The following is a 255-nucleotide window of genomic DNA, read 5'->3' as shown; positions in this document are numbered from 1 at the left end:
CGGGGTACTTTTCACCTTTCCCTCACGGTACTTGTCCGCTATCGGTCATCTGGGAGTATTTAGGCTTATCAGGTGGTCCTGACAGATTCACACGGGATTTCACGGGCCCCGTGCTACTTGGGATACTTTTCGCGCCAAGGGTGGCATTTCGACTACGGGGTTGGCACCCTCTATGACCGGCCTTTCAAGACCGTTCGTCTATACCATCTTGTAACGCCGCCATCTCGGCAGAGATGACTGAAAAGTCCCACAACC

Annotated in this window: 1 rRNA gene; it reads right to left on the bottom strand. The window is 53.7% G+C overall.

Features of this window, described 5'->3' with window-relative positions:
• Positions 1-255: ribosomal RNA gene (locus MRBLMI13_RS06830) — 23S ribosomal RNA — on the bottom strand; the annotation flags it as partial.

Source organism: Microbacterium sp. LMI13-1-1.1 (assembly GCF_040815625.1).
In the GTDB taxonomy this organism is placed as follows: Bacteria; Actinomycetota; Actinomycetes; order Actinomycetales; family Microbacteriaceae; genus Microbacterium; species Microbacterium forte.
This window is presented reverse-complemented; position numbering and strand designations above follow the sequence as displayed.